This is a genomic window from Lewinella sp. 4G2, from assembly GCF_001625015.1.
Lineage (GTDB): Bacteria > Bacteroidota > Bacteroidia > Chitinophagales > Saprospiraceae > Neolewinella.
On sequence record NZ_LVWJ02000014.1, the window covers coordinates 285,666 to 306,864 of the forward strand.

5 protein-coding genes are annotated in these 21,199 nt (G+C 56.7%); all 5 read right to left on the minus strand.

Features of this window, described 5'->3' with window-relative positions:
• Positions 1-177 precede the first annotated feature (177 nt).
• The 5 genes from tsf to A3850_RS02980 all read right to left on the minus strand — a co-directional run bounded on the left by tsf (position 178) and on the right by A3850_RS02980 (position 21,199).
• Entirely contained in the window at positions 178-1,008 is an 831-nt protein-coding gene (tsf, locus tag A3850_RS02960; RefSeq protein WP_068214047.1) for a translation elongation factor Ts, read from the minus strand.
• 117 nt (positions 1,009-1,125) lie between these two features.
• Positions 1,126-1,869 carry a 30S ribosomal protein S2 gene (gene rpsB / locus A3850_RS02965; protein WP_068214049.1) on the minus strand — a complete coding sequence of 248 codons (744 nt, stop codon included), beginning with the start codon at positions 1,867-1,869 and terminating at the stop codon, positions 1,126-1,128.
• A gap of 144 nt (positions 1,870-2,013) precedes the next feature.
• A complete protein-coding gene (gene rpsI / locus A3850_RS02970) occupies positions 2,014-2,403 on the minus strand; it encodes a 30S ribosomal protein S9 (RefSeq protein ID WP_068214051.1) in 390 nt (129 codons plus the stop codon).
• 120 nt (positions 2,404-2,523) lie between these two features.
• Positions 2,524-2,964 carry a 50S ribosomal protein L13 gene (gene rplM / locus A3850_RS02975; protein ID WP_068214053.1) on the minus strand — a complete coding sequence of 147 codons (441 nt, stop codon included), beginning with the start codon at positions 2,962-2,964 and terminating at the stop codon, positions 2,524-2,526.
• A 319-nt stretch (positions 2,965-3,283) separates the two neighbouring features.
• Entirely contained in the window at positions 3,284-21,199 is a 17,916-nt protein-coding gene (locus A3850_RS02980; RefSeq protein ID WP_197493974.1) for a discoidin domain-containing protein, read from the minus strand.

A 21,199-nucleotide genomic window follows, 5' to 3' on the forward strand; every position in this document is an offset into this window, starting at 1 on the left:
ATCCGCCCCTTCATTTTGATTATGGCTTGGTCATGTACTCACCCTTTTATTCTGCACCTGCGGCAGCGCCCAACTCATTAAACTAAAATTGTGTACAACACGCAAAAAGCCCCTACCATCATCCGATAGTAGGGGCTTTTTGATTAAAGTATTTACGAGCCGCGGCTCGCAGTAGCATTACACTAGGGTAATGTGCTTGAAACCAGTAGCGGCGAGGCCCTTCTCAGTTTCGTTGAGGAACTGCTTGATGGACTTCTTGTTGTCCCGCACGTACATCTGGTTGACGAGCGTGTTCTCCTTGAAGAACTTGTTCAAGCGGCCCATGGCGATCTTATCGAGCATAGCCTCTGGCTTGCCTTCCTGGCGCGCGAGTTCTTTGGCGATGTCGATCTCCTTGTCCTGCGTAGCCTGGTCGATGTCTCCTTTGTCGAGAGCCAGTGGCTTCATCGCGGCTACCTGCATGGCAACACTACGGCCGGCAGCGTAAGCTTCGTCGGAAGAAGCGCTGAGGCCAACGAGAACACCAGCGCGGTTACCGCTGTGGATGTACTCGGCAACGAGGGGCGCACTGAGCTGCTCGTAAGCAGTCACGTTGATCTTTTCGTTGATCTTACCAACCATCTCCGTCACTTTGTCCTGGATGGTCAGGTCACCTTCCATGGGGAGGGCGAGCAGTGCGTTCAGGTCAGCGGGCTTGTTGGCCAGGGCGATGTCGGCCACTTTGTTGGCGAAGGATACAAAATCCTCATTCTTGGAAACGAAGTCCGTTTCGGAAGAGAGGCGGATGATTACGCCGTAGGTCTTGTCGTCGTTGATCTTGGCGATCACGGCACCTTCGTTGGCGTCACGGTCTCCACGCTTGGCGGCTACTTTTTCACCGCGCTTACGGAGGACCTCGATGGCTTTGTCAAAATCACCGTCTGCTTCCGCGAGGGCTTTTTTGCAGTCCATCATTCCGGAACCAGTCATGTCCCGTAGTTTCTTTACGTCTTTGGCGCTAATTGCCATAGTTTGAATTTCTTTTGGATTGGGGGGGGAAAATAGTCTGTAGTCTATAGTCTGTAGTCTATGGCCCGTCTCACGTTGCGGTGAACTACAGACTGTAGACTACAGACTAAAGACTAATTACGCCGTAGCTTCCTGCTTTTCACCGGAAGCGGCTTTCTGGTCCTTATCGGACTTACCTTCAGCAAGGCCCTGCTTGATGCACTCCGTCAGGTAGTCAATGACGACTTTGATGGACTTAGAAGCATCGTCGTTGCCGGGGATTGGGTAATCGACGCTCGTTGGGTCGGCGTTCGTATCGACGATACCGAACGTACGCATGTTGAGCTTCTTGGCTTCGGCCACGGCGAGGTGCTCGTGTACGATGTCCACAACGAAGATGGCGTTGGGGATACGGTTCATGTCCGCGATACCACCAAGTACCTTGTTCATTTTGGCGTGCTCACGCGTAAGCGTCAGTTTTTCCTTCTTGGTTACGCTCTCGAGCGTACCGTCGGCCAGCATGCGCTCGATATTCTGCATCTTACGGATGGAGCGGCGGATCGTGTTGAAGTTGGTCAACATACCACCCTGCCACCGATCGGTAACGTAAGGCATGTTCACTTCGGAAGCAGCGGCGGTGACGATGTCACGAGCCTGCTTCTTCGTAGCTACGAAGAGAATCTTCTTGCCCGCCTTTGCGATCTGGCGCATGGCGTTGCCGGCGCGGTCCAGACCCTGAAGGGTAGCGTTAAGATCGATAAGGTGAATGCCGTTCTTTTCACCGAAGATGTAGTTGGACATCTTGGGGTTCCACTTGCGGCGAAGGTGGCCGAAGTGGACACCGGCTTCGAGGAGTTGCTCCTGAGTTGGCTTGGTTGCCATTGTGAGTTTTTTATTGAACCCGATCGAAATATGCGTCGGTCAGGTTGATTGTTATTGAAATTGAGAAGTCGCGGACGTTGAGTTGCAAGTTGCGAGGTGCAAGTGAACCTACTTGCCACTTGAAACTCGCTACTCGAAACTGCACTATCGCTTGGAGAACTGGAAGCTCTTACGGGCCTTAGGCTTACCGTACTTCTTACGTTCTACGACACGAGCGTCACGCGTCAGCATCTTCTGAGATTTCAGCGGGCTGCGGAAGTCTTCGTTGAGCTTGACGAGGGCACGAGAGATACCCATCCGGATAGCTTCGGTCTGGCCCTTGATGCCGCCACCGGATACGTTGACTTTGATGTCGTAGATACCGTTGTCCACATCGATGATGCGGAATGGCTGGGTGATGCTGGGTTGGAGGTGGGTTTGGGGGATGTACTCTTTGTAATCCTTACCGTTAACGATGATGTTACCGGTGCCCTGAGTCAGGTAAACGCGCGCTACGGAAGCTTTGCGTCGCCCGATGGCATTGATCATTTCCATGTTATGGAGGTTAAGCAGTATTCAGTCGAACACCGCTGGTTGTTTAATTGGCGCAAGTTGGAGTTGCGAGTTGTAAGTTGCGAATCCCGAGTTTTACAACTCGAATCTCGAAACTCATAACTACTTCAGTTCCGTTGGCTTTTGCGCAGTGTGGGGGTGCTCAGCGCCTGCGTACAGGTGCAGTTTCTTGATTTGCGCACGACCGAGCTTGGTCTTGGGCAGCATGCCACGAACGGCAACTTCAAGAACGCGCTCCGGCTTACGGGCAAAAAGGTCACGTGGAGTAGCCGCACGCTGGCCACCGGGGTAGCCGGTGTGGCGGAGGTAGACCTTGTCGGTCAGCTTCTCACCGGTGAAACGGACCTTTTCGGCGTTCACGACGATGACGTGGTCACCGTTATCAAAATGAGGGGTAAAGTCGGGCTTGTGCTTGCCGCGAAGAACAGTAGCGATCTTGGAAGCCAAACGGCCTACGATCTCTCCTTCCGCGTCAATAACGTGCCACTTACGCTCTACCGTTGCGGCATTGGCCGACTTGGTTTTGTAGCTTAGTGTATTCACTGTAATGCTTGATTTTGTTTGCGTTATGCTCAGTCAGACACCCCATTTCTGGCGAGGACCAACTTAAGCGGCTGCAAAGGTAGCGGCAGGAAATACACTTACCAAGCATTTTACCAGGTATTTTCTCTTTCCGCGCTCATAACTCACTGAAAAACAGTGAAAAAATCGCACAACTTTTGAAGTGAGGTACGCGCAACCTTCAATTTTTGCGGCTCTCCGGTCGTTTTTCAGCATTTGGGTGTCGCCTCCCACCAATAATAAAAGCGGTCCCCTTCACTAAAGAAGAGAACCGCTTTTCTGAAAGGATTGCTCCGGGATCTTAATTCCCGGCAACAACCATTTTCAACGACTGAGCGAAGTCTCCCTTCGTCAGTGTGTAGGTATAAACGCCACCCGTACCGAGCTCAGCGCGAGTAAGCTTGATCTGATTCGATCCGGCAACACCATCAATGGTGCGAGTTGTAATCACTCGCCCGGCAACGTCCTGCACGGTCAGTACAGCCTCGCCAGCTTCTGCCAAGTCGAAGTTGACCGTCGTTTCCGTAGCTACTGGGTTAGGCGTGTTCTGGTACAACGCATTTTGCTGCGCTGACGCAGGTGCCGAGGTACGGACGAACGACAGACCCAACTGGCCCGGCGTACCGTACTCGTCAACCCCTTCCTGGTACACCAGGTCGTCCGTCAACTCGATCGCTTCGGACAACCGCACCGCGTTCACCGCGCGCACCGTCAGCGTGATCTCCCCCTGCGTACGCACCGCAAAGCCAATCAGGCCTTCCGTCTCGTAGTTCAGGTTCAGTCCACCCTGGCCCGTGACGCTTACGTCCAGTAGCTCCAGGTCGCGGCCGAGATCGAGCGTGCCCTGGAAGCCGTACAGATCTGCGTTCGTGAACGTCAGCTCGTGCGTCTGCCCGCTCTCCAACTGCGCGTCTTCCGTCTCCAGGTTCAGGCTCGTCCGCCCTTCAGCGTTCAGCACGTTACCCATCTCCACGGCTACGAAGTCCGCGTCCAGGATGTTCGCCGCCAGGTCGTTCACGTTGTACACCTCGGGGAAGGTGTTCATCCACGTGTCCGCCGTCATCGCGAAGTCCGCGTTAACGAAGCGCCAGCTCTCACCCGTACGGTACATGTCGTCCAGACCCAGGATCACCCGTTGGATGGCCACCATGTCCAGTACGTTGATCAGACCGTCCTGCGTTACGTCCGCCGCCACGTAGTCGTACGCGTTGTCGAACGGTGCAATACCCAGGATCATGCGCGAGATGCGCACCACGTCGGATACTTTCACCGACTGCAGGTCGATCGCCACGGCGTGCGCCGGCGTGACCGTGTAGTCCATGCCCGTCGGTACTTCCGCAAAGGCAAAGGCACCGTCGGCGTCCGTAGCCCGCATCACGTCCATGTCGTCGCCACCCGTCAGGGTCACTTCAACGTCGCTTACCGGCGCGGCGTCCTGCGTCAGGATCGTACCCGCTACCAGGTTGCCACCCGTTCCGCAGTCTACGTTGTCGCCCTCGTCCACCTGGATGAGCACCTGGCACGAAGCCGGCGCCACTTCACTGGCGTCGAGGTTGTCGCTGAACGCGTACACGTCCACCGAGACAAACTCACCGGCGTCGCTACAGAAGACCTTCAGGCCCGTCTGTTCCGCGGCCAGTTCGGCGCCGCCACCGGCCCGGACGATACCGTAGCTCGTCACTTCGTCGCCGAAGCAGTCCACCAGCGGGGAGTTCGTCAGGAAGTCCGTCGCCCACACTTCGGCCATGGCCATCGTGCCTTCGTCGTTCATCTGCAGCGTGGCTACCAGCGTCTGGATACACAGCGGTACCGGAGCTACGTCGCCACATACGCTCAATGGTACGATCACCGGAGTGGCGTTGCCGCAACCGTCGATGGCCGTGATCCGGATGGCGTGGTCGCCGGCCGGTACACCCGTGGCGTTGATCACGTAGTTGCCATTGTCGGCGTCCGTAGCGTCCAGCGTAATCACTACGCCGTCCACCGTGGCCGCTTCGAACGTACCCGTGAAGTTCGGATCGAGCTCCAGCTGGATGCGGGGAGCCAAACAACCGTCAGTGGCCGTGAACGGCAGGCTGACGTCCGCCGTACAACCGGGGATACAGGCCGTCGGTGCGGCTACGTCGACCACCGGTGAAGTCCGGTCGAAGACGTTGATCGTCTGTACGTAGGTGAACGATCCGCGGCCCGCGCTCGTCGCGTAGCCCGTCAGTTCGTTGTCGTCGTCATCGTTCGGCGTGAACTGCGCGTTGGCGCTGCCGCTCGTGAAGGCCAGGTCATCAGCCGTCGTTGCCGCGTTACCGCTCACTACGTTGAGGTAGAAGACCGACTCGTCGTCCACGTCCAGACCGTCGCGCGTGATGAGCGTCGTGCCGCCAAGCGCGGGGTCGTACTCACACGTGTTGATGATGGTGTAGGTCGTCACGATCTGGTAGCACTCCTCACCGGCAGTGTTGAACACTTCTTCCGTGACGCTCGAGACAACGGGTGCGTCGCAGGCACCACCGGTGATGCTCAGCTCCTCGGCTTCGAACTCGTCCATACAGTCGAACGTCGTGGCGTCGCCCGGCAGCGTGATCTGGTAGTCGTAGACACCCACGATCGTGATGAGCTGCGTACAGTTGTCGCCGCTCACGCCGCCCTGCGCGTCCGTGGCTACGTAGGACCGAACGGCCGTACCGATGCCACACTCGTTGAGGTTGTTGACCACGAAGGTGCTCGTCACCTCGGACTCACACGTCGAGACAATGCCCGGCGTGCCGAAGGCCGCGTCCAGCTCAGCGCTCGTCGCTTCCTCCAGGTTACCGCCCGGGATGGCCGCACCGAACTCGGAGCAGGTCAGCGTCACCGCGCTCGGCGCGATACAGGTCGGTACGTCGTTGGCTTTGAGTTCCACGAGGACCTCACCCCAACAGGTGTTGGAGTTGCCGGCCTCGTCCGTTACCTCGAGGGTTACGAACTGGACGCCGAGGTCGTCACACGTGAAGGTCACCTCGTCGAAGAACTCCGTAGGCATGTCCATCGTCGGAGCGAAGGCGATGCCGTAGGTCAGGTTCGTCGAACAGTCGTCCTGCGAGCCTTTGTCGAACTGGGCCGGCGTCAGCGTGGCCGTGCCGCCGGGGCGGGAGAGGCTTACGTTGAGGCCGTTCTCACAGAAGGCGGCCGGTCCGCTGCCGTCCACCACCGTGAACGGTACGGTGGTCACCGTCTGGTTACCACACGCGTCGGTAGCCGTGTAGACAAATGCGTAGTCACCCAGCGGCAGGGCATCGGATAGCTCCGGCGCGCCGTTGGTCAGTTCAACCGGGTAGGCACCGAACGGAGCCTGCGTGAGATCACCCTCGGGGTAGATGGCTACCATCAGCTGAACGGCACTGCCGTCACAGGCGTCGAGCGCAGCTACGCCCGGTCCGTCGAGGCGGACGAAGGCAGCACACTCTCCCCCCACGTTGGTGCGGTAGGTCAGTTCATCGTCGAGGTTACCCTCGCCGTCGATGGTCATGCTCGGGCCGGAGAAGTCCGGTCCGGTCGTATCGCCCACTTTGACGAACTGGCTGAAGGTGCGTACGTCCGTCGGGTTACACCAGTCAACGACCGTGTAGGTGCGCTGGAACTTGACCGTGTTGGGGCAAGTCTGGATGGGGTTGGGCGAGTTCTCGTACGTCACGGCGATCATCGAACACATCGCATCGGCCGAGCCGAGGGAGAAGGTCCGCTCACCGAGCGTGAGTACGGGGTAGTCGTCCTCTTCGGGGACGAACTCCAGCGGGGAATCCATATTGCCACAGGCTTCGATCTCGACGACGGGCTCGATGCTCATCGCATCGAGGCTATCGAGCGTCGGGCGGTCGAAGGCGATCGTGAAGCTGGTCACGAGTTCGTCGTCGCCAGTCTGCTCGTCGGCGTTGAGCGGAGCGCAGCCGTCGGCTTCGTTGGCGCGGAAGAAGCGCTCGATGACCGTCTGGCCACAGCCGTCGGCGGGGTGGGTGACGATATCGGAGACACACACTTCGATCTCGGAAGCACAGTTGTCGGTGAAGACCGGGATCATGGCCACGTCGGCGTCGGTGTTGTCAAACGGCGCGGGGCTGAGTACCGCCAGCAGTTGTGGGTCGATACTACCGTCGATGATCTGTCCGGCAGCGTCGACGCGGAAGCATTTGCTTACGTCCGGTCCGAGTTCGTTCACGTTGTTGGCATCTACGTCAGCGCACAGGAGACCTTCGGTGATGTTGTCGGGCGTCTCAACGAGTACCGGAGGCGTTTTGTCCTCGGCGGTCAACGTGCCCCAACAGCCGTCGAACGGACTGACGTTTGAGCCGTCAGCCAGCATGACTTTGTAGTCAAAGGTTCCGCAGCCATCAATGACAGCACCATTAGTGGTGTCGGAGTCCATTACGACGATGACGAAGTCTTCGTCTTCTGCCGTTCCAAAGTCTCCACGGAGTACCATACTTGGTACAACGGTGGCGGAACAGTCATCGTCCAGCGTCACGTTGATTCGGCTGATACAGGCGAGATCACTCGGCGCGAAGAACTCGGGCAGGGTGAATACGAGTACCGTAGTGTTGCCGCTAGCGTCTGTTGCCGTAGCAATGACGTCTACCGTACCGGGGCCACCGGCACCGGGCTCAACTACTTCGAGATCAACCGTCGGCGTGCCACAATTGTCGCTGGCTACCTGCTCTACCTCGATGTTGAGGCTGGCCGTGTTGCCAAAGCCAAGATCAATCTGATCGGCGGTAAGGGTGAATACCGGATTGAAGGTATCCTGTACGATCACCAGTACGGAGTCAACCACCGTATTGAACGAAAGGTCAGTTGCCTCCAGGTAAACCAGCGTACCACCACTTTCGAGGTCTTGGCAGCTGAAGTCTATGTCAACCATCATCAGGGCACTGGTCGTGAAGCCAGAGCCGTCGAAAGATTGGCTCGTAATTGTACCCGTCGTCAGTCCGTCAGGATTGTTTTCGAGCAGTTCTACTTCTACTGGTCCACAATTATCGGAGGTCGTGTAGTCGATATCTTCCAGCATCAGGGTGGCCATGCCATTCTCATCCAGGAATAGGAAGGAAGTATCCTCCGCGATCAGGATGGGCGGTGTGCTGTCGATCTGCGTAACGGTACGCGTACACGTAACCACCTGGCCACAGCTATCCGTAACCGTATAGTCGATCATGTAGATACCAAGTGGATCGCCAGCAGTGAATACCGGGTCGGCGATGTCAATGGAGACAACGCCACACTCAGACTCAACTTGTAGGTCTTCGGGGTTGATCGGCACCAGTGATTCGCTACAGAGAACCGTAGTATCAGCGGGGCAGGTCAGGACTGGCGGAGCACCGACATCGCCGATGGTAACCGTACCGAGTTCTACCGTTTGGCCAGGAATTGAACTATCCGTTACGATGGTATTAGTGTAATCACCCGGAGCGAGATCCGTGAGGAGTAGGTTACCATCTGTGTCGGCAACGACATCCGCCACTATACTGTCCACACCCTCGGGGGTGGTGAACGATACGGTGTAGGGGCCTACACCGTTCATGGTAGCGATGGTGATCGTACCATCGTTCGCGTCCGCCATAGTTACATCCGTAGACGTGACGGTCGCCGTAAAGGGTGAGGTAGGCTCGCCGATGGTCTGGTCAGCTACTGGTACTGCCTGCTGTGGGTCGCTGCTATCCGTTACCGAGATTTCGGTGTAGATACCCGGAGCAAGATCCGTCAGGATGATGTTACCATCAGCATCAGGCGTCAGCATATCGAGTGCAATAATGATTCCGTCCGGGTCGGTGTAACCAACCGTGAAAGGACCAGTGCCATTCATGATCGCCAACGTAATGGTACCATCGTTGGCCCCGTTAGCCGTTACGTCGGTACTCGTTGCCTCGGCTGCCAGCGTGTTATCAGGGCAGCTAGCCAACGTCGGGATTGGGTCACAAGGATCGTTATCGTTGGGGTCAACGTCAGCAAACGTTCCGTCACCGTCCTGGTCACAAGCACCATTGGTTGGGTCTGGATCACAGGGGTTCATCTCATCGGATGTTCCGTTCGGTACGGCGGGCGTACCCGGATCATCGACACCGGTAGTTTCCTCACAATCGCTGAGGCCATCCATATCAGTATCGAGCGTATTCGGGCAACCGAATCCAACGTTTGCGATGACGGTAGCGTCAGCACAGACAGCCGTCAGCAGGTTACAGACCTGGTAACCGATCTCTACTTCCGTGTCGAACTCATCGTCGGCCGCAACGTAAGTCAGCGTACCCGCGAGGGAGTCGAAGGTGATCTCACCGTTGGCGGTGCCTCCGGTGAAGAACAGTGAGATGTCCGGACCAGCGAGGTAATCATCGTTAGCGACAATGTCAATTACCGCCGGCTGGCCAGTCAGCACGTCCGTAGTATCGTTTTCAGCGACAGCTTCGGTTACGTTGGGGTCGGTGGAGTTCGGGTTACCGTCTCCATCACAATCACCCGTTGGTACGGCGAGTGGGTCGGGGTCACAGGCGTCATCCTCCAGCGTAATGCCATTTGGAACCGCCAGGGTAGAGGGATCATCGACACCAGTCGTTTCCTCACAATCGGTCAGTCCATCTCCATCCGTATCGACTGGACTTGGGCAGTTGGCTACGGTGATGTTGACGATGGCAACTGCACAGGCATTCGTCGGTACGAAACACACTTCGTAGTTCAACTCTACCGTAGTACCGGCCTCATCCGCAGTCGGCGTGTACTCAAGCGTACCGGCAACGGGATCGAAGGCTACCATTCCCATGGCGGTGCTGCCTTCGGAAGTATTCAACGAGAGGTCGCTGCTCGGCAGGAAGTCATCGTTATCGACGATCGCAAATACGATCGGGTTACCGGCGGATCCCGAAATCGTATCGTTGGCCGCTACGGGCTTATCTGGGTTCGGGTCGGTAGCCGTTGGGTTTCCGTCTTCGTCACAATCGTCGTCCGGAGCACCCTGGTTCAGATCCGGCGTACAGGCTTGATCATCTGCAGGGTCAAAGAGTTCATCGGTAGGATCTACATCGGGGAAGAAGCCATCACCGTCATCATCCGTACAACCTGAAGCATTTACCATGGCACCCGCCAGTGAGTTCGGACAAAGGTCATCTTCGTCCGCAACACCATCACCGTCACCGTCACAGGCTGCGGAAGTTGGATCGGGGTTACAGGGGTCTAAGTCATCTGGATCACCCTGTGGGTCACCCATTGGGTAGTTGGCGAAGAAACCGTCGCCATCCTCATCAATTGGCGTACAATTCGCAGAAGCGGGGACAGGAATACAAGCCTCCATGTCATTGGGGTCAAAGACGGGGCTCGTGGTGGCGATGTCGGGGAAGTAACCGTCCATGTCCTCATCCGTACAGCCAGCAGCATTTACTGATGCACCGGGTACGGAGTTGGGGCAGCTATCGTCTACGTCAGCAATACCATCCTGATCGGAGTCACAAGCTGCGCTGGTCGCATCGGGAATACAACCGTTGGCGTCATCCGGATCGTAGGTAGCCATGGTAGGCGCGACACCGGGGAAGAAGCCGTCACTATCGGCATCAGAACAGCCGTTAGCATCTACTTGGTTTCCAGCAGGGGTAAAGGGACACTGATCGATCGCATCGGCAACGCCGTCCATATCCGTATCACAGTTACCTACCGATGGGTCGGGGTTACAGGGATCGGCATCGTCCGGATCGCTCAGGGGATCGGTAGCCGGGTAGTTCGCGAAGTATCCATCACCATCGTCATCCACTCCAATACAGAGTACGGTTACTTCAGGTACACAGGGGTTATCGTCTTCTGGATCGAACTCAGGGGTACCAACTAGGGCATCCGGGAAGAAGCCGTCGCTATCAGCATCCGTACAACCAGCCGCATTCACGATTGCTCCGGGGGCGGAGTTCGGACAGCTATCGAGGCCATCAGCTACACCGTCACCATCCGAATCACAAGCGGCGGCCCTTGGGTCAGGATCGCAGGGGTCCATTTCGTTACTAGCAAGTTCAACCGTTTCCTCAAGGTCACAGAATCCGTCGCCGTCCGTATCGGTACCGTCGGGTACACAGATATTGTCGTCTTCGGGGTCGTAGTTGGCCATGGCTGGGTCGGCATCGGGGAAGAAGCCGTCCATATCATCATCCGTACAACCGGAAGCGTTCACCGTAGCACCAACCGCGGAGAACGGACAGGCATCATCGGCATCAGCTACACCGTCACCGTCCGTATCACAGGCTGCGCTGCTATTATCGGGGTTACAACCATCCATATCGTCGGGGTCGTAAGTCGGATCGTCAGTAGGTACGTTAGCGAAGAAGCCATCACCGTCGAGGTCAATTGGCGTACAGGCTGCGGAGGCCGGATTTGGCACACAACCGTTGTTGTCCTCGGGGTCGAAAGTGGCTGGTGGTCCGTCGGGGAAGAATCCATCACCATCGGCATCGATACAACCGGTCAGTGGGTCGAAGCCCATGGCGAGTGCGGCACCTGCTGGTGAATTCGGGCAGAGGTCATTGCCATCGGCAACGCCGTCACCATCCGAATCACAGAGGGCAATGGTGTTATCTGGGATACAAACCATGGCGTCATCGGGGTCAAACGCTGGGCCCATTGGCGCATCGGGGAAGAAGCCGTCACCGTCGAAGTCCGTACAACCGTTAACATTAACGGTGGCACCAGCTACGGAAGTAGGACAGAGGTCCTCACCGTCCGGAACACCGTCACCATCCGTATCACAGGCGGCTACGGTATCATCGGGGATACAAGGCATTGCGTCATCGGGGTCGTAGTCGGCTGCCGTATCGTCGTCGAGTGGGAAGAAACCATCAGCATCTTCATCGGGGCAGCCATCTGCGTTGACCATCAGACCGGCCATTGTACCGCTACACAGGTCATTGCCGTCGGCAACACCGTCACCGTCCGTATCACAAAGAGCAACCGTATTGTCGGGGATACACACCATGGTGTCGTCCGGGTCGAACAGTGGGTCGTCCATTGGGTAGTTGGCGAAATATCCATCACCATCCGCATCTACTGGTACACATAGTAGTTCCGAAGGCTCAGGGATACAAGCTTCCTGATCATCGGGGTCAAAAGCGGCGAGGCTTGGATCAAGATCGGGGAAGTAACCGTCACCGTCTTCGTCCGTACAACCCGCAGCATTTACTACCGCGCCGGCTGCACTAGTCGGACAAGAATCCATCGCATCCGGGACGCCATCACCATCCGTATCACAAACCGCAACTGAGGCATCCGGTACACAGGGCATCATATCATCCGGATCATACTGCGCTGACGCAGGTGCAATGTCGGGGAAGAAACCATCCATGTCTTCATCCGTACAACCCGTAGCGTTTACGGTCGCGCCTGCCAACGTGAATGGACACACGTCGTCACCGTCGGATACACCGTCACCATCCGTATCACAGGCGGCTACGGTATCATCGGGGATACAGGGCATATCATCCTCAGGGTCGTAGAGCGGATCGGTGGTGGGGTAATTAGCGAAGTAGCCGTCACCATCGTCATCAACGGGTACACAAGTACCGGCCGATGGATCTGGAATACAAGCTTCCATATCGTCGGGATCGAAAGTAGCGGAGGCCATGTCGGCATCGGGGAAGAAACCGTCCATGTCTTCATCCGTACAACCCGTAGCGTTTACCGTAGCTCCCGGTAGAGAGTTGGGGCATTCGTCCAGGTCGTCAATGATACCGTCGCCGTCCGTATCGACGCCCGCTTCACGGAAGTCCACTTCGGGTGTTCCTGGGAGGGCATCGTTGGAGAGATCAGCGAAGGTCTGGGTCGTGGGGAAGCCGTCGTCGAGGCCATCCATGTTGGCGTCCATACCGGTTGGGGTACCGAGGCCATTTTCGTCAATATCATCGATGCCGTCTCCGTCGGTGTCCGTGTCGACGTAGTCCGGAGTATCCGGATCATCAGCCTCATCCGTATCTACCGGATCGAGACCAGGAGCACCACCCCATTCGGGGGCGCCGGAGTCGAATGCATTATCAATACCGTCCATATCATCATCAGCGCCTACGGCTACGATGAGTGGTGCGGCATCGGTGAGTTGTGCTTCGAGGTTGTCCAAGATTCCATCATCATCGCTATCGATGTCGATGTAGTTGGGGAATTCATCGTCATCGCTGTTAGGCAATGTAGCGGGCGTACCCGTGCCCGCCGTAGCGGCCAGATCGTCGATGGGGTCAACGATGTCCGCGAGACCATCAAGGTCGCTATCCGGTACGGAGTTGCCCGTACCCGAGTCAACGAGACCGTTGCCATCGCCATCGTCTACACCAGCTTCAATAACGTCGAAGATGCCGTCATCATCACTATCCAGGTCGAGGTAGTTGGGGTTAGCATCGTCGTCGGAGTTCGGAATCTCAAGTGGAGTACCACTATCGGCAGAGAAATCGGTATTGTCGATGGGGTCAACGCTGTCGGCCAGACCGTCTGAATCGGAATCATTTTCGATACCGGGGCCCTGTACACCATCGCCGTTCTCATCCGTACCGCCACCTTCGATGGCATCAGTGATACCGTCGTTATCGGAGTCGAGGTCAAGGTAATCGGGGATATCGTCGCCGTCGGTGTCAATTGGAGTGAGTACTACGGGAGCACCTCCATCGAGAGGAGCGCCTTCAGTGACACCAGGGTTGGCGGGGTCTACTGCAGTTGGCGTACCCACTACGGTCGTTCCGGGAATACCGTCGCCGTCGGGGTCATCACCACCGGCTTCCGTTACGTCGGGGATGCCGTCACCGTCGGAATCGAGGTCACGCGTGTCGGGGCTACCGTCACCGTCGGTATCCACGTTGGAGCCCGTTGGGTCTTCGACCAGGTCAGGGATACCGTCATTGTCATCATCGGTATCGACAGCATCGGCGATGCCATCGTTGTCGTTGTCACCGGAGTCACGCCAGTCGCGTTCGCCGCCGGGCGTACCGGGCTGGTCGAATGGGGTCTGACCGTTGGTGGCGTTGTTGTTAGATTGAGTTCCCGCGCCGAATCCACCTGCTTCCAGGTCGAAGATATCGGCAAGTCCATCACCGTCAGCATCGTCGAAGCCGCCGCTAATGTCAAGAAGACCATCAGCCGTCACGGGTTCCGTAGCGCCGTTGGGCACGTGGTTCTCTTCGATATCGAAGGGATCAACGCCCGTACCATCCTCGGTGTCGGAGTTGCTATCCGCGTAGTCGGGGGCGCTACCACCATCGGAGTTGGTGTAGCCAATTGCCGTACCACCTACAGAAACGTCGTACTGGTCATCGAGACCGTTACCGTTAGCATCCGAACCAAGGGGTGGGAGGTAGCCGAAGGTAGGCTGACCCTCAATGTTATCTACGATACCATCGTTATCGATGTCAATATCCAGGTGGTTGAGGATACCGTCCATATCGCGATCCTGGAGGAAGCCGAAGCTACCCAGCACGTTACCGGCGAAGTCGGGATCATTGGTATCGGCGATACCGTCCATGTCTTCATCCGGCGCGATGCCGATACCTACCAGACCATCGTTGTCACCGTCGACGACTTCGAAGTTGCCCTCAAAAGTGTCGGGGAGGCCGTCGGCGTCGGAGTCAAGGTCTAAGTGGTTAGGGACGCCATCCAGGTCGGTATCAACCGGGGTGCCGTAGGTAATGGCGAGCGAGCCATCGGGGTTAACGGCGAGGGAAGTGCCGTCGCCATTAGCGAGGGTGCCGCTGTTGGTTTGGTCACCGAAGGCGGAACCAGTGTAGGCTTCCGCGGCATCAGTAATACCATCGTTGTCGCTATCGCCGTCTTCGGAGTCAGGGATTCCGTCACCATCGGTGTCGAGGTTTCCGTCACCTTCATCCGCATCGAGGATGCCGTCATTGTCGTCATCGACGTCCATATCGTTTAGCACCATGTCGCCATCCGCGTCACAGACCGTGAAGTCAACAACTACGGTATCAGCTGCCGTGGGGCAATTGACGCCGAAGACTGACCATACCAGTTCGTAAGAGCCGGCAACCGTAGCCGTAGCTTCCGCGGCGGGGTCTTCAACATTCGAGAAGGATACTGCACCGGGGCCACTAGCCTGGGACCAAATACCGGAGCTGACTGCGCCAGTAGCGCCCAGCGTAGTTACCAGTCCACATACTTCGTCGTCCTCAGTTTGGTCGGTGCCTGCATCCGCAATCGGCTCCTCTTCAAAGGTGATGGATACCGTGCTCGTGGCGGGGGTACAGGTGCCTTCCGTGACGGTCCAGGTGTACTCGTAGGTACCCTCTTCGGAGGCGATTACGTTGGTAGTATTAGAGGTATTGTCGCCGAAAGTAGAAGTACCCGGGCCGGCGGTTTGGGACCAAACGCCCGAGCCGACCATGACTGTGGCGGCTTCCAGATCGGCTTCGAGGCCACAAACGGATTGGTCCACTCCAGCGTCACTCGTGACTGCAGCGGGGTCCATAAGTTCAATACCGGCTGCCGTTGCCTCACAGCCGTCACCGTCGGTGATAACTACGTCGTAGGTACCGGCGGCGAGGTCCATAATGGTAGCGCCCGTGCCGGAGCCGGTGGCCGTTCCGGTGTAGGTGTAGCTGGCTACGGTGCCAGAGCTAGCCGTCAGGGCGATAGAGCCGGTAGCTTCACCGTTACAGGCTGGGTCCGTAGGCGTGGCGGTGGCCGTGATGGCTGGCGTTGCCGGAACGATGACCGCTACGGTTGCCGTACATCCTGCTTCGTCCGTCACTTCAATGGAGTACGATCCCGCAGCAAGGTCCGGGATGCTTGTTCCTGACCCGGCACCTGCGGCAGCGCCCGTGTAAGTATAACTGATCATGCCAGTTTCGTCGGCGGGGGTGATTTCAATGCTACCGTCCGTGCCACCGTTACAGGTTGGAGGAGTAGCGACACCAGCGGCGCTCAGGTTACAGCTGGGGTCAGCGATGGTGATCATGGCCGTTTCTTCACAACCGTTAGCGTCGGTGACGGTAACGTTGTAGGAGCCGGCGGCAAGACCAGTTTCGGAGATCGTGGTTACGCCGGTACCCGAATTGGTGCCGTCGTCGTAATCGTAGGGGCTGGTACCACCCGCAATGCTGATGGAGTAGCTACCGTCCGTCGCACCAACCGCTGATGCGTCAGTGCTAGTCGGGGTAAGAACGAGCGCGTCCGCTTCAGTTAAGGTAGTCGTTGTCGTAGCGGTACAGCCGTCCTGATCAGTGGTAGTGATCTCGAACGTGCCAGCGCCAACACCAGTGATGGTAGAGCCGGTGCCGTTGACCGCCGCGCCACCATCCTGTGTGAAGGAGTAGCTAGCAATCGTACCCGAAGACAGGCTAAGCGCGATGCTACCGGTTGTTTCCCCATTACAGGCGGGGTCGACATTCTCGGTAGAGAGGGTTACTGCGGTTGGTGCCGAAACGGTAGCGGAAGTTGATGCCGTACAGCCATTGGCTCCGGTCACCTCGATGGAGTAGGTGCCCGCAGCGAGATCCGCAATGGAGGTACCCGTACCACTGCCCGTTGCTGCACCACTGTAGGTGTAGCTAATTGGAGCGGTCAGGTTTTCTACCGTCAGGCTGGCGGCCCCTAGGTCATCCGCACACACTGGGTCGGAGACGATGGCTACGACCGTAGCGGGGGCGGGGTCCAGAATAGTGAAGCTGGCCATGCCGGTACAACCATTTGCGTCCGTAACCGTGACCGTGCCCGAACCTGCGGACTGGTTGGCAACGGTAAAGTTGGCGGGTTGGTTAGCGCCCGTGGCCGTACCATCATCGTAGGAGAATGGGCCGGTGCCGCCGGTTACGGTAACGGTGTAGCTTCCGTTCATGCCGCCGGCACAGTCCGGAGAACTGCCGATGGCGGTGAGCGTAAGTCCTTCGTTGACCACTACATCCGTGGTAGCGGTAGCGGTACAATTGTCTGTATCCGTAACCGTTACGGTGTAGGTGCCGGACATAGCGACCATTGTTGCAGTAAGCGTTGGATTTTGATCCGTGCTGGTGTAGCCGCCGGGGCCAGACCAGGCGTAGGAAGTACCTCCGGATGCCATGAGGGCGATATCCTCACCTTCACAGGCGGGGCCATTATTGGATGCCGTAGCAATTACTGCGGCGTGGACGATGATGTCCTCCATATCAGCACAGCCACCAGCGGTGTAAGTAATGGTTTCGGTAATGTCCGCCCCGGTGGTGTTGATACCCAAAGTGAGTTCACCGGTACTGGGGTTGATTGAGGAACCGATGGTGGAGGCGATGGTCCACACACCGCCCGTGGGCGTGCCGGTAGCGGTGAGCACTTCTTCGCTACAGCCGTCGAGGCCTACGCTGGTGATGTCGGTGGGGCAGCCACAGACGTCAAAAGCAGTATCGTCCAGGTAATCGGCGTTCGGTGCGTAGTTAATTATGCCGCTTTCGGGGGAGGTTTCGAGCGCGTCCAGGAGACCATTATCACCGACTGGGCCGGTCACACGGCCATCGCCGTCGACGGGTTGGCCATGTTGTGCTTCTTCGGCATCCGAACACCCGTCGCCGTCTGAATCAAGGTCGACCTGGTCAGCGAGGCCGTCCATATCCGTATCGGGACAAGCGAATACCTGTACTTCAGCCATATTTAGGAAGCCATCATCGATGGCATCTCTGCCGGTTCCGGCGGAGAGCTGAATTTGTACGTACCGCCCAGCAGTCCCTTCGGGGAGATCAATGGGGATTTGGGATACACCATCCGCATTACCAATCTGGAATTGGAAGGAAGCCGAGGCTTGACCGATTACTAGACTGTTGCCATTAGCTGCATTAAACGGCACATCACTTACAAAGACAAATGCATTGGATAGGCGTGCCTTACAACAAGTAACACGATTGAAAATTACAATCTGGTTAAGCTTGGAAGTAGCGCCTAAGTCTACTTGCCACCATTCGTGTGGGAAAGGATTACTGGTGTGTTGGAAGTTGAAAGCATTATCGGTGATGCCATCAATCGCTAGATCAGCGGTATAGATTGAGTTTAGATCGGAACTCTGCGTGGCGGTGCCAGCCGTAGCGATATTCACCAGGCCGGAACACTCCACACTATTCGGAATACCATCATTGTCTAAATCCTCATCACAGATGTCATCGACGCCGTCCATGTCGGTGTCTACGGATGCTCCGGTGGTTTCATCCACGGTGCCGTCACCATCATCATCGATTCCGTTACAGGAGATCTCAACACAGTCACCATTTACGGTGAAGTTCTGCATGAGGGTGTAGTTAATGACACCGGAATCGTCTGATGTTTCCAGGCTATTTACTAAGCCGTTGGTCCCCACGTCGCCGGCGACCATGGTTTCAGAAGACAAAGAGACTCCACCGTGGCCTGCTTCAAAGGCGTCGGAACAGCCATCATCATCGGAGTCCAATTCGAGGAAGTCAGCAATATCATCCATATCGGAGTCCTGCGATTCGCAAGCTGTAGCGAAAATGATGTCGTCAATAAATAGGACGGGGAAGTTGGTAGGCGCAACTAGTGAAACGGTAGTTGAGGTGCTGGTGGCGGTAAAGGTATTTTCCGTTCTCAACCAGGTATTGTCCGTTCCGAAGCCAATATTATTGGCCTGCTCCTGTACGCCGTCGAGGAAAAGATTTACATCCGCGCTACTACGGGAGTTCTTCCAGATCCAGAAGGAGACTTTGTACTCTTCGCCGACAACCAGGCCGTCTACGTCGAAGGAGTAGAGCGTAAAGGGCCGGCCGGCGCTTCCTACGCGGAACTCGGCATAACCAGAACCGGGTAGCTCAGCCGCACCGGGAGCTGGCAGAGTGGATGTAGGCTCCATCAGTAACGTACCGTCTACCGCACTGGGGTCATTAAAGTCTTCGGTGAAGATCATTCCACGCAGGTCGGCGCAGGCACCTTCGTCAGCGTTAGTAATGCCGTCACCGTCAATATCAATGTCCACGTAGTTCAGAATACCATCCATGTCGTTGTCTCCACACTGGAAGGCGGAGCCGGTAGTGGTGATGTCAACGTCAATGGTCTGGGTACAGGTAGTACTTGACGCATCCGTAATCACGATCGTGTGGCTACCGACGGCAAGGTCATTTACTTGCAGGGGAGATGTTGCGGGGCCCTGATCGACTCCATCGACGCTGAAGGTGTAGGGAGGATTGAGCGAGCTGAATGAAAGGGATACGCTACCTGTCCCATCACTACAGATCGGGTTGATGATGGTGGTGTCGGTTACAGTGAACATACACACGCCTCCGCAGTCGGCCAGCTCGACGTCCACGCTACTCATTACGCTGCAGGTTGCGTTGGCAGCAACAACTGTGTAAGTGTAGGTGCCGGGAGCCGTGGGAAGTGCGCCTCCGGTTACGGTTGGGTTTTGCTCGGTGGAGGTAAAGCCGTTCGGCCCTGACCACATCCATGATGTGGCGGCACCACCCGATTCGGTGAGTTCAAGTGGATCTCCTACGCAGAGTGGCTCTGCCGCGGATACCGAAAATGTGGCATAAATAAAGGGATTGCTGGAAAAGTTATCAGCGTCCCCTTCACCCCAAGCTGCTACCTCATTGCCGTCCGGATCTAACAACTGAAAGGTTGTTTCTCCGGGGTAACTGTCATTTCCGAAATCATAGACTACGTTGTAGTCTCCCGCAGCGAGGTTGGCGACAAACGAGAGGATCTCTCCCGCGCCGGCAGAGGCATCCACGCGGTAGCTGCCTACGACCATTCCAGCGGTAGTTTCTATTCTTACTTCACCGGTGGTTCCCCAACCGTCACCATAGGTATCACTTATATTAACGGTATAGGCATTTCCGCTACCGACTACACCAGCAATTACCGGGATGACAACCGGGGTAGCTTCAGCCATGCCTGGGTTTGCGGTACAGCCCCCTACAACGGCCTGCCATGTTCCGGGCGATGAAACATCGATGGGGTTTCCGGTAACCATTTCTCCATTTGGCCCCGTCCAATCCACTTCGGTGCCCGCAAAATTTGTTACGGTCAGCGTAGAATTGCAATCGGCGTCTACTACGTCGATCACCGGAGTCTGCACGATGGGAGCAAGCTGTTGCGTATTGACGAAGCGACGGCAGTTGAGGTTGAGACCTGGGACTACAATTTCGACGCTCACAATATTGAGTGAATTAGTACTTCCAGGCGCGCCCGTAGCGTTGTTGTTGATCGCCCCCGGGAAGAATACTTCCTTTTCGGTCTGGGTGCCATCGAGCGTGACGTCGACGATCTGATTAAGTAAGCTGTTGACGCCAAAGAAATCATAGTCCAGTCGGTAGGTTCCGGCAGGATAGGGTTCTCCGTTGGTTTGAGCAAATCCGATATTCGCGGTGATACCACCGTCGCCGAGACATACGGGTGCTGGTTCGATCTTAGTTATATCCCATTCTTTACAGTCACCCTGTACGCCGATGGCATCCACGTAGAAGTACTCGTTGGCATCCGCCGTGGAGGTGAACCGCAGCTGGATGGTGGAAGTATTGTAGCTAGCCGGAATCTCCAGTTCGTTGTTCCAGTAACCGTAGCGCTGAAAGCCACCACCGGGGAATACTCTTTGAGGCCTAAGTGCGCCACCGAGATTATCGGTGCCCGTAGTTGCATTTTCCACCACGAACGTACCATCAAGCACGTTGTAGGAAAGGCGACCATTACCCTGAATACCGTCAATCGGCCACTGGCTGTTGGTTCCAATGCCGGGAAGCACCAGTCCACCAGCGCTTGCACCGTTGATGATCACCTCGACTTCCAGTTCATCGTCGCTATCCGGGCCGTTGTGAACGCCACCAATCAGATCACCGGTAGCGCCCGCGTCGAAGCGCACCTTTAGGTTGGTGAAGTATTGTAGGCCTCCCACCTCATCCATGGTTAGCGTAGAGTTCTGCAGGCTAACGCCGGCAAAAGATCGATTAGCGGGGGAGCGCTGACCCCAAAACAGACCTTCTTCGAGAGCGGACTGATCGTAAAACCCTAATCCCTCATTAATGACTTGAGGTGCCGGAGGGGTGTTTTCACCAAAAATAATACCCGTGGGAATCACCCCGGTCACAACGCCCGTATTCGCTCCAGTGGCAATGTTGCCGGAGAAAGGCCATTCTGTGGAGCCCGACCAGACACCTCCTTCAAAGTCGTTGAACCAGACGTAGAACTGGGCGAAGTTGTTATCCCTGTCGGTGTCGTTCGTACCGGGCACTCGCTGTGCGGAGACGACCGTGGAAAGCAACAGCAGCGAAACTGCCAA

Coding starts and splice junctions, on each gene's coding strand:
- rpsB (WP_068214049.1), bottom strand. CDS start 1,869: ATGGCAACCAAGCCAACTCAGGAGCAACTCCTCGAAGCCGGTGTCCAC.
- rpsI (WP_068214051.1), bottom strand. CDS start 2,403: ATGGAAATGATCAATGCCATCGGGCGACGCAAAGCTTCCGTAGCGCGC.
- tsf (WP_068214047.1), bottom strand. CDS start 1,008: ATGGCAATTAGCGCCAAAGACGTAAAGAAACTACGGGACATGACTGGT.